Source organism: Pontibacter qinzhouensis (assembly GCF_008017455.1).
Taxonomy (GTDB): domain Bacteria; phylum Bacteroidota; class Bacteroidia; order Cytophagales; family Hymenobacteraceae; genus Pontibacter; species Pontibacter qinzhouensis.
In genome coordinates, this window is the sequence record NZ_VRTY01000150.1 from 1 (window position 1) to 9,845 (window position 9,845).

11 protein-coding genes are annotated in these 9,845 nt (G+C 47.0%); 1 reads left to right on the plus strand and 10 read right to left on the minus strand.

What is annotated here, in order from left to right; genetic code table 11:
* Window positions 1-108: 108 nt before the first annotated feature.
* The 6 genes from FVR03_RS22780 to FVR03_RS22805 all read right to left on the minus strand — a co-directional run bounded on the left by FVR03_RS22780 (window position 109) and on the right by FVR03_RS22805 (window position 5,756).
* Window positions 109-747 (minus strand): polysaccharide deacetylase family protein, encoded by a 639-nt coding sequence (locus FVR03_RS22780; RefSeq protein ID WP_255474368.1) that lies wholly within the window; start codon window positions 745-747, stop codon window positions 109-111.
* Window positions 748-984: 237 nt separating this feature from the next.
* Window positions 985-2,208: a PP2C family protein-serine/threonine phosphatase gene (locus tag FVR03_RS22785; protein WP_147924088.1), complete on the minus strand. Its 1,224-nt coding sequence runs from the start codon at window positions 2,206-2,208 to the stop codon at window positions 985-987.
* Complete coding sequence (locus tag FVR03_RS22790) at window positions 2,201-3,382, minus strand: ABC transporter permease (RefSeq protein WP_147924089.1); 1,182 nt, start codon at window positions 3,380-3,382, stop codon at window positions 2,201-2,203. The genes FVR03_RS22785 and FVR03_RS22790 overlap by 8 nt, the downstream gene beginning before the upstream one ends.
* Window positions 3,383-3,640: a hypothetical protein gene (locus tag FVR03_RS22795; protein WP_147924090.1), complete on the minus strand. Its 258-nt coding sequence runs from the start codon at window positions 3,638-3,640 to the stop codon at window positions 3,383-3,385. It lies immediately after the preceding gene.
* The gene (locus FVR03_RS22800; RefSeq protein WP_147924091.1) at window positions 3,637-4,770 is read right to left on the minus strand and encodes a glycosyltransferase family 2 protein; all 1,134 of its coding nucleotides are present in this window, start codon (window positions 4,768-4,770) and stop codon (window positions 3,637-3,639) included. Before FVR03_RS22800 ends, FVR03_RS22795 begins: the two co-directional genes overlap by 4 nt.
* Window positions 4,767-5,756, minus strand: a complete 990-nt coding sequence (locus FVR03_RS22805) for a lysylphosphatidylglycerol synthase domain-containing protein (protein WP_147924092.1) — start codon at window positions 5,754-5,756, stop codon at window positions 4,767-4,769. Before FVR03_RS22805 ends, FVR03_RS22800 begins: the two co-directional genes overlap by 4 nt.
* 24 nt (window positions 5,757-5,780) lie before the next feature.
* On the opposite strand from FVR03_RS22805, the gene ruvC reads away from it, so the two are divergent.
* Entirely contained in the window at window positions 5,781-6,353 is a 573-nt protein-coding gene (ruvC, locus tag FVR03_RS22810) for a crossover junction endodeoxyribonuclease RuvC (protein WP_147924093.1), read from the plus strand.
* Between the two features lie 403 nt (window positions 6,354-6,756).
* On the opposite strand, the gene FVR03_RS22815 is transcribed toward ruvC, so the two are convergent.
* The 4 genes from FVR03_RS22815 to FVR03_RS22830 form a co-directional block, all read right to left on the minus strand.
* Window positions 6,757-7,149 carry an iron chaperone gene (locus FVR03_RS22815; protein WP_147924094.1) on the minus strand — a complete coding sequence of 131 codons (393 nt, stop codon included), beginning with the start codon at window positions 7,147-7,149 and terminating at the stop codon, window positions 6,757-6,759.
* Between the two features lie 67 nt (window positions 7,150-7,216).
* Window positions 7,217-7,693, minus strand: a complete 477-nt coding sequence (locus FVR03_RS22820) for a GNAT family N-acetyltransferase (protein ID WP_147924095.1) — start codon at window positions 7,691-7,693, stop codon at window positions 7,217-7,219.
* A gap of 332 nt (window positions 7,694-8,025) precedes the next feature.
* A complete protein-coding gene (locus FVR03_RS22825; protein WP_147924096.1) occupies window positions 8,026-8,913 on the minus strand; it encodes a dienelactone hydrolase family protein in 888 nt (295 codons plus the stop codon).
* A 465-nt stretch (window positions 8,914-9,378) separates the two neighbouring features.
* Window positions 9,379-9,845 (minus strand): DUF4269 domain-containing protein (locus FVR03_RS22830; protein WP_147924097.1); only part of this gene is annotated, 467 nt, incomplete at its 5' end.

Below are 9,845 nucleotides of genomic sequence, written 5' to 3' on the forward strand. Positions count from 1 at the left end.
GGGGGTATGAACCTGGCCGTTTCGGGTATTTTTTTCGGTGGAAGGCAAATAAAAACAGCAGTACCAGAAAAAGCAGGAAGAACAGGATGAAATAGGCAACAGAAAAAATCATAAGGTCGAAAAAGTATATCCACAGGAGACGAAGTGCTCCAGAAAACGAGGAAGCACGAACTCCAGGTTTCGCTGCGCTTTCAGGCTGTCGTGAAATACGATAATGCTGCCACTTTGGGTATACTTTATTGCTTTTTTAAGGCAAGCTTCGGGTTGTAAAGTTTTGTCGTAATCGTTGGTGAGCACATCCCACATAATAAGTTCGTAACCCTGCTCCCGCAGCACCCGGGCCTGTTTTCCGGTAATGCGCCCGTGCGGAGGTCGAAATAGTTTTCTGGCCTGCCCTGCCGGGTACAGCTTTTCTAATTCGGTGTGGCAGCGCGCTGTATCGCCTACATAGGCAGGTAAGGTTGTTTGCCAGCCTTTCAGGTGATGGAAGGTGTGGTTCGCGAGCACATGCCCCTGTTGCAGCACTTGCTGCGCAACATCGGGGTGTCTGGCCACGTTGTCGCCTACGCAGAAGAATGTAGCTTTCGCCTGGTACTGTGCCAGCTGCTTCAGCACAAAAGGTGTAACAACCGGAATGGGTCCGTCATCGAAGGTAAGATAGAGTTGCTTGCCAGCAGCAGGTTTATGCCAGGTATAGCCCTGCATCAGCTTTTTCAGAAATGCTGGTGTTTTATGAAATCGGATCAATGGTTTTGGGTCCTGCTACATTTGGCGGGAATCTGTTAAACTCCCGAAGAACTGAATTATTCTAATGAAAAAGGCCTCCGGAAGCTTTTTAGAGTTAAATTGCTCCAGGGTATTGATTGCCAGCGAATCAAGAATTTGAGTTAAAACTGGTGCCTCGCCAACATAAAATTAGAAATTAAAACTGATGATGGCGAGAGTGTCCGCGCTTGTACTGACTATTCCGCTGCCTCTGGCCACTTATTTGAACCTGCACGAAAGCAAGGTAATGTCATCGTCGAACTTGGCTTCTTCGTTGTAGAGGTGTATTTCTTTCAGCAGCTGCAAGTGCAGTAGCCTGGAGCTCAGGAACCGGTGCTTCTGCATGTAGTTAATGGTACCCTCCACACCAAACTCTGCCTCTGAGGCATCGAAAACTTCGGTGAGGCCATCGGTATAGCAGAAGAGCACCGACCGCCTGGGTACCTGAATGGTGGTAACAGACATAAACGGTAGCACATCGAACACACCTAACATGGTGCAGCCTTCGTTCAGTAGCCGGTGCGAATTGTCTTCCAGCAACAAAATAGGAGAATTGTGGCCTGCATTTACGTAACTCAATTCGCGGGTTTTGCGGTTGTAGATGGCCAGAAAAGCAGTGATAAACTTTTCGGCAATCGCGTTCCGGTAAATCAGGTTGTTCAGTTCCGATACCACGGTGTTCAGGTCGGCCACCTGCCGCAAAATGGTACGCAAACCAGCCTGGAAATTCGACATGAGCAAAGAGGCAGGCACTCCCTTCCCTGATACATCGGCCACACAAAACAGGAACTGGTCCTGGTCTATATCTATAAAATCGTAGTAGTCGCCGCCAATCGAAGAGTGCGGAATATAGCTGGCATGTATGGTTACATCTTTGTCGTTGGGCAGCGACTTCGGGAACAGCATCGACTGCACCTCACGGGCAATCTCGATCTCGCGCCTGATAGACTCCTGTGCCAGCCGTTGCCGGTTCATGCGGTGGTTCTCTATGGCCACCAGCATAATGTTACTGACTGTCTGCAGAAAGTTAAGTGCCTCCAGGTTGTTGTAGTACGGCTGAATTTTACCGATCATAACAAAAGCCAGCACCCGGCCATTGTGCAAAATCGGGATTACGATCTCGAAGCCTCGCCAGCGCTTATCTACCTGCAAGCCTGCGATAAATGTAATTTCCTGGAGGTTCACAATTTCTTCCGGCATTTCACATTTCATGAAATCCATTTCTGTGCCATAGCAAATTTTGCACTGCCAGTCTTCGTCGTGCACAAACAGTACCAGCCGATTTATCTGCAGCTGCGCCAACAGTGTGAAGTGGTAAATCTTATACAGCGCACTCTCAGGCAGGTTTTCGTTAATGGCCTGCGTTATCTCTAACAAAGCCGATAGCTCCAGCTTCTTTAATTGCAGCTCCTGCTGTGTATTCGGTACAATGATTTCAGACATTGGAAAGCGGGATTTTAGGATCATAAGCATCGCGCAAACCATTACCCAACAGGTTAAAAGCGAGCACAAGCAAACTAATACAAATACTTGGTAAAAGTACTAAATAAAGGCCAGCTCTGGCACCTATCAGCTGAAAACCTTCGTTCACCATCATGCCCCACGAGGGTGCCGGCGGCTGAACTCCGAGGCCCAGAAAACTTAGCCCGGCTTCTACTAGTATGGCCGAGGCAAAATTGGCAGTTGCAATAACAATGAGCGGCCCGATAATGTTTGGGAGCAGGTGGTGGAAAATAATTTTATACTGCGTTACCCCCAGCACCTGCGCCGCCTCCACATAAGTTTTTTCCTTCAGGCTCAGGATCTGCCCCCGCACCACACGGGCTACCTCTACCCACATGGTGAGGCCAACGGCAACAAACGCAACCCAGACACCTTTGCTATCGAGGGCGAGGCTAATGGCGATCATCAGCATGATACTCGGCACCGACCAAACAACCGTCATCAGGAACAGCATCAGCTTATCGACCCATCCGCCGAAATAACCACCCAGGGCCCCTACCGTTATGCCCAGCACCAGCGATATCAGCACCGCCACAAACCCAATACCCAACGAGATGCGCGTACCCAGAATAAGGCGGCTCAGCACATCGCGGCCGGCTTTGTCGGTGCCCAGCCAGAAGGTGCGGTTCTCCAGGTTCTGCTGCCGTATGGCTGCTGCCATTTCAGCCTGGTTTTGGTACTGTCTGGGGTTATCTACCACCTCAGCCATAGCAAAAGCACGTACCTGGTCGGCCATGGCATTGTTGCTTCGGAGCGGTTGAGCATACAGGCTGTCGCCTTTAAAAGATACTTTTTCGACCGGTAGTTCTGAAAAAGCAGCTGGTTTGCCGGAGAGCACAAAGGCAAGCGGGTTCACCTGCTGCACTGCCGCATCCGGGCGGGTAATTTTCAGAATAGTAGTCGAAAAGCCGGGGGCACGTTTCTGCACCTGCACCAGTCCGTTGTTGGCATTTGGCGAACTATCGGGCATAAGGGCGTACCCACCCAGCGCCACCAGCACGGCCAGCACAATAACGGCAAGCCCCACCATGGCGGGCTTGTTGCGCAGCAGGCGTTGCCTGATGTAGTAAGATGGTGGCCTTGAAACAGGAGGCAACAAAACAGTACCTGCCATTTAAATAGAGTTGTGCACAATAAGGCCGGCTTTGGTAGCCAGAAAGAAATACTCTTTGCAATGGTGGCTGAAAGCTTTCTCGTTAAACTCCTGTTCGGTGTCCGGGTCAGGGTAAAATATTTTAATGTACCCCTGCTCCAGCAGCCTTTTCAACCCTGCACACAATTCATCGTCGGTTAGCGACAAAGTACTTCTGAGGTCGGTATAGGAAGTAACAAAATATAACTCGTCCAGTAAATCAAATTCGTTTTCACTCATGGGTTTCGGATTAAACGTCCTTTCCAGCTGTAGCGGCCCGTAAGCCCCTTTATGGCTGTATAAATTACATAAGGCGTGTACACCATTTGCAACGGTAGCATGTACACCAAATAACTTTTCCTGTTCAGAAAACTTAGAATACGCTTTAAAAATAAGAAATCTATTCCAAACTTGATAGCATAAGCCCCTACTAATACCCAAATGCTCATGTACCCGCCCAGCGCAAAGGGTACCGCCAGCAGCAGTAAGAAGTTGACCAGGAACACACTTAGCGCCAGCATTTGCACATGCCACTCCTGGTACGATTTCCATTTACTGGCCCAGCGCACGCGTTGCGAAATAAAACTTTTCAGGTTTTTGCGTGCCTCAGTGTACACAAGGGCCTGCTCGTTTTTAAGGAATGCCACGTTGCCCGGAAAATGCCTGTTGATCTTGTGCAGCAGAAATTCATCGTCGCCGGAGGCTACCTGTTCGTTGCCGCTAAAGCCTCCAACCTGCTCAAAAACCTCGCGGGTATAAGCCAGGTTGGCACCATTGCACATGTTTGGTCTGTTTAACTGAATAGAGGCTGCCCCGATTCCTATCAGCGAAGCGAATTCTACGAGCTGCATGCGCTCAAACAAGCTGTTGGTGTTGTAGAAAGACACGGGCCCACTAATGAATTTTGGCTGCTGGCTGGTATATATGTACTCAAAATGCGCCACCCAACCAGGCTGTACCCGGCAATCGCCATCAGTGAACACCAACAGCTTGCCCATCGCCAGTTCAATGCCTTTCTGCACGGCTGCCTTTTTCTGCGCCAGCCCCGTGTAGCTGGCCAGCTGAATGAGCCGCACGTTCATCTGGCCTTTACTCCTGTACTCGCTTACTACTTTGGCAGTACCATCTTCTGAATGATCATCTACTACCAGCACTTCCAGCAGCTCTTTGGGGTACCGCTGCTGCTCCAGGTCCTGCAGCAATAGGCGGATGGGACCTTCTTCGTTTCGGGCCGGTACAATAACCGAAACAGCCGTGGCAGGTAGGTAACCAACCGGGATATGAGTTACAGGCATTTTTTGCCACGCGTGCCAGCGCCGTACAATAAAGTATCCGTACACGGCCAGCGAAAGGAAGAGCAGGTAACTCATGCGCGTTTACCTTTCCGGAAAAACTTTAACCTGAAAACAAAGAGCAGACCGATGGCACTTGGCACCGCTATGTTCAGCAGCCATAAACTCAGGCTGGCACTTAGCACCTGCAACCGCTCCTGCCCCAGCAAACCAAACAAGTACATAGCCGATAATTCGCGCACGCCCAGGTCGGATATAATGGTGACAGAAGGCGCAACAGATTTAAGAAAGAAGGTGCCCGATACGCCGCTCAGATACTGCACCAGCGGCAGGCGCACCTGAAACAGGTACAGGAGCAAAATAAACTGTGTCAGAAAAACAAGGTAGCGGCCCAGCGAGAGCCAGAGCAACGCTGTAACCTCACGGGAGCTATACCTGTTCATGACCGCCACGTAACGCACAACCTTGCGTAAAGGCCGAACGGCAGCAACCAGCGCTACCATGGCGCGTGCATTGTAAAGCAACAGCAACAGGGCACACGTAAGGGCCAGCAAAAGCAGCAACACACTAAGGCAGGCAGCCGGGTACTGCTGCCAATAGAACACCACCATAAAATACAGCAAGCCAAACGATCCGACCAGCACAGTAGCCACCAACTGGCTGAACCGGCCTATAAAGATGGCCCCAATGGCATCGAGGCGCTGCCTGCTTTTTAATACGAGAACACGGCCGGCGTAATCACCTAATCTGTTGGGCGTTATAAAGCCTAGTGTAAGTCCTACCATTACTGCTTTATAGGCTCTTTTAAAAGACATGCGCTCAACCTTGCCACCTAATAACTGCCATTTCCGGGCCTCAAAGCCCCAGTTTACCGGAATGAGCAAAGCTGTAAGCACCAGCAGAAAACGTACCGGACTGGCAAAAGCCTCTTGCCAGATGCCGGCCCAGGTCAGGAGCGTATCGGGGGCTGAGAAAATCTGGCGGTATAAAAAGAAGAGGGTGAGCACCAGCACGATAGCTTTGCCCAGGTATAAAAGGAACCTCCTGTTGGAATCAATGTTCAAGTTATTGTCTTAATTTTGTGCCCTATGATTTCCACTCCCGCACTTCCGCCCCAAAAACTGATTCTTGGCATCGACCCTGGTACGCAGGAAATGGGTTACGGCCTCATCGAGGTAAAAGGTTCTAAGGTGCTGGTGATTCAGTATGGGGTCATTCACCTGAAGAGCTACAGCAATCACGCCATCAAGTTAAAGAAAATTTTTGACCGCATGATACAGCTCATCGACGAGTACCTGCCGGATGAGCTGGCCATTGAGTCGCCTTTTTATGGCACTAACGTGCAAAGCATGCTTAAACTGGGTCGTGCTCAGGGGGTTGCCATTGCAGCTGCCCTCTCGCGCGATATACCGTATGTGGAGTATGCGCCCAAAAAAGTGAAGCAGTCGGTAACCGGAAATGGAAATGCCTCGAAGGAACAGGTGGCCAGCATGCTGGTGCAGATCCTGAAGATTGAAACTGCCCCGAAGCTTTATGATGCCACCGATGCGCTGGCGGTTGCGCTGTGCCACCACTACCAGAAGGGTAACAATGCTAAGTCTGGAAGTAAATCGTGGAAAAGCTTCTTAACAGATAACCCCGACCGAATGCTGGGCAAGTAAGGGAGACGCAACCCTTGGCAGTAAAAGGCTTAAAATGCTTCTGAATGGCAATTTCATTAGAAAAATTTGGCTGAAGGTTCTAATTTCAGAATGGGATGTTTATAGTCTGCGACTTAACTTATCGGAATCCGAACTTGTACTGCCATCTTTAATAGAAAATAGAACACAAGATTATTTTTTATTCTGTGTAAATAGGAAAAGTCAACTGTTGATTTCAGATAAGTTGTGTCGTCAGCTATAATCAAGGCTTTTATTCCGGCTATACATATCAAGTTACTGCAAACTTTATATGTCAACGGATTTAGTTTTAGGTTGAAAACGAGATTAATGTTGCCATAACTTAAAAAGAGAGCTTCGTTTAACTCCATCGATCTTTGTAACTTTTTCTCCGGCGCTCATCAGGTTATTGTAAATCAGTTTTCTGTTGCTTTTTCTTCAGTGCCTTCCTTTTATTTTCCTCTACGCTGAACCTTACGATGGAGCTTACCACCTGTAGTGGCAACGGCTTTGAAAACGGGAATTGAATGGTGCCTTTCCTTTTTTTATAACCAGCAAGCTCTGCTTCAAAAGCCTCTATACCTGACGGACCCGTATAAAACCCTATATGGTTCTTGAAAGCTGCGAAGTGAACCAAATTGCCTTCCAGAACATAAGTAGGCATGGCATACTTTATGGTTTCTACAGCTTCTGGTGCCGCCGCCTGCACCGTGTGCCGCATCTGATGCAACAACAGCTGTATGTCTTCCGGAAAACCCGCAATATAGTCGTCTACAGTGGCTGGTATGGGTGCCTTCATTTGAAAAAATCAGGAATAAAGCTCTTCACAATCTGAAGTAGATACTTTTTTAATTTTAGACTACTTTCTACACCTCATTAATAGTAGCGTTAGAGGCTACTGTTTTCTCAAAACACAGGCTATTGTCAACGCCGGCATACTGACCGTAGTTTGGGATTAGGTTATAGCCGCTTCGCTCGTAAAGCCCAATTGCTTCGGGTTGCATTTTACCGGTCTCTAGTACACATTTTGCGTAGCCAAGTTCTTTTGCCCAGTCTTCTAAGGCTGCCAGTACCTTGGTGGCGATGCCACGTTTCCGGTGCTCCGGCACCACATACATCCGCTTAATTTCCTTGGTGGTCGGGTCGTATTCTTTTATAGCACCGCAGCCTACTGGTTTATCCTGGAGGTAGGCCACCACCACATGCTTTATTTTGTTTATTTTATTGAACTGCGCGTAAAAAGCATGGTCCTCTCCGTCTCGTATAGCCAGGTCTTCATCAAGAAGTCTTACCAGTTTTTCAAAATCCGGGTTATCAGAAGATGTCTTTACTAAGTTGATCATGCACGTACTTTTTATTTGTGTTTAATAGTGTTTCCAGCCATACCGGCTTTGCTTAAAAAGAATCTTTTATAGCAGCATTATTTCCTTTAGGTTGATAAAATGATTGACCTGAAGGCGACAAAGTGGCAGGTATGAATAGCAATTATTTACATAAAAATGGCCTCCAGAAGGAATTTCAGCAAAATAGTGTCAAGGGTCGGGTTACTGTTTGGCTTTTGCTTCGCCAAATTAAATAAAAGAAATTCAGAATTAGAAATTGGGTCTAGATAACTAATCTCACTTAAACAAGCAGCTTAATGCCTTGAGTTTTCAGATACAAAATTGACTTTGTACTAGCTTACTTTTTTCTGAAAGAATTCTATAGTCTCTTTCCAGGCAAGTTCTGCGGCGGCTTTATCGTATCGGGGTGTAGTGTCGTTATGGAACCCGTGGTTCACGTTTTCATGCATATGAGCTTTGTACTGCTTTTTGTGCTTTTTCAGAGCAGCTTCGTAAGCAGGCCAGCCCTCGTTTACACGCGTATCAAGGGAGGCGAAATGTAAGAGTAATGGAGCTTTGATTTGCGGCACATCTCCGCTGTATGGCTGACCACCGTAAAACGGAACTGCCGCCGCCAGGTCAGGAACACGGACCGCCATCATGTTCGCAATCCAGCCGCCAAAGCAAAAACCTACCACTCCCACTTTGCCGTTGCAGTACTCGTGATTTTTCAGGTATTCAAAAGCTGCTATAAAATCTTCCAGCATCTCGTTTCTATCGCGTTTGCTTTGCAGGGCCCGACCTTCATCGTCGTTACCCGGGTAGCCGCCCAAGGGCGTTAAGGCATCGGGCGCTATAGAAATAAAACCTGCCAACGCAGCTCTTCTGGCTACATCTTCGATATATGGATTAAGCCCCCTGTTCTCATGTACCACCACTATGCCTCCCAACTTTTTTCTCGAATCGGCAGGCATAGCCAGTAAGCTCCTGATCGGACCACCACCTTTTTCGGAGTTGTAAGTCACAAAACTGGTAGTCAGGCGCGAATCGTCGGGGTTTGTTTGAAGTGTGCTTCGGTAATCGGGCGATAAAAAGCTCATAAGAGAGGCAACAGTAAGTCCTCCTACTGCATAGGTCGAGAGCTTCTGCATAAACTCTCTTCTGGTTACGCGGTTGTGGGCATAATCGTCGTACAGGTCAAAAACCTCCTGCTTAATATTTTCTTTATCTAAATCATCCATGGAGCCGCATGTTAGGTTTCAATTCTAAATTTAATAATTCCTGCCACACCTCACCTACTGCTCGTCGCTTTTATTCTGCCTTATGTTTTTTTGCCTACCATCGCCATCAGGAGATGCCGAAACCTGATGGTAGTTGCTATACAATACCTAACAAACAAGGGACTCTGATTAGTAGACACGCGTGATGACGCCCGCACCTAAATTCTAGTAAATTTATAGTTAGTGCAGCACTATGTACATACAGGGAAGTTTTGTGTGATAACTAAATCTGTATCAACGTTCTCCTAAATTTTTCAAATGAAAACAGCCTTCAAAAGGTTTTTAATCTGAATTTTGCCAAGGGTCCACCCTATGGTTTTTAGTTAAATGTAGTTAGTGGCTCCATAATGAGAGCAGGAAGAAGGGCAACTAAAGTAAAATTAAGATTTAGCCTACTTTTTTAATTTAATTAGCCTAACGTTTCTGCTAAAAAGCATTAAAATGCTTTTTAGCTTTTGTTGGCAGATAGGGTTTTAATTTTTCTTCATATTTTAAAAGTTCAAGATATGGATCTCCTTCCAATCCTAAAGCATGAGCAAAAGCTGGTTCCGTTTTAAATCCCTGATCCTTAAGTTCCCTAATGGTTTGCCTGAACTTATTTCCCTTGGAAAGTAGAAGATAGTACTCAACTACCATGTGTCTGTAAGCATACTGCTCTTGCGAAGGTTTATTCTGCCCGAATATTTCAATCTCGAAGCTTTCAACTATAAAATTAGCAATTACGGTACGTTGATCTTGAACCATTTTATCAACTAACTGAAAGTCTTTATAACCGGAGAAATATTTGAACAAGTTAACCTTGAATTGATCGACATGTTCCCAGTATAATACCTCGGTAAAATTAGACCACGATTTAAATTGAAAATTTATAGCTTTAAAACGTGGAAACGATG

What these genes read in the sequence shown, in the direction of transcription:
- ruvC (WP_147924093.1), top strand. Translation starts at nt 5,781, where the DNA reads ATGATTTCCACTCCCGCACTTCCGCCCCAAAAACTGATTCTTGGCATC.
- FVR03_RS22800 (WP_147924091.1), bottom strand. Translation starts at nt 4,770, where the DNA reads ATGAGTTACCTGCTCTTCCTTTCGCTGGCCGTGTACGGATACTTTATT.
- FVR03_RS22795 (WP_147924090.1), bottom strand. Translation starts at nt 3,640, where the DNA reads ATGAGTGAAAACGAATTTGATTTACTGGACGAGTTATATTTTGTTACT.
- FVR03_RS22790 (WP_147924089.1), bottom strand. Translation starts at nt 3,382, where the DNA reads ATGGCAGGTACTGTTTTGTTGCCTCCTGTTTCAAGGCCACCATCTTAC.
- FVR03_RS22785 (WP_147924088.1), bottom strand. Translation starts at nt 2,208, where the DNA reads ATGTCTGAAATCATTGTACCGAATACACAGCAGGAGCTGCAATTAAAG.
- FVR03_RS22815 (WP_147924094.1), bottom strand. Translation starts at nt 7,149, where the DNA reads ATGAAGGCACCCATACCAGCCACTGTAGACGACTATATTGCGGGTTTT.
- FVR03_RS22820 (WP_147924095.1), bottom strand. Translation starts at nt 7,693, where the DNA reads ATGATCAACTTAGTAAAGACATCTTCTGATAACCCGGATTTTGAAAAA.
- FVR03_RS22825 (WP_147924096.1), bottom strand. Translation starts at nt 8,913, where the DNA reads ATGGATGATTTAGATAAAGAAAATATTAAGCAGGAGGTTTTTGACCTG.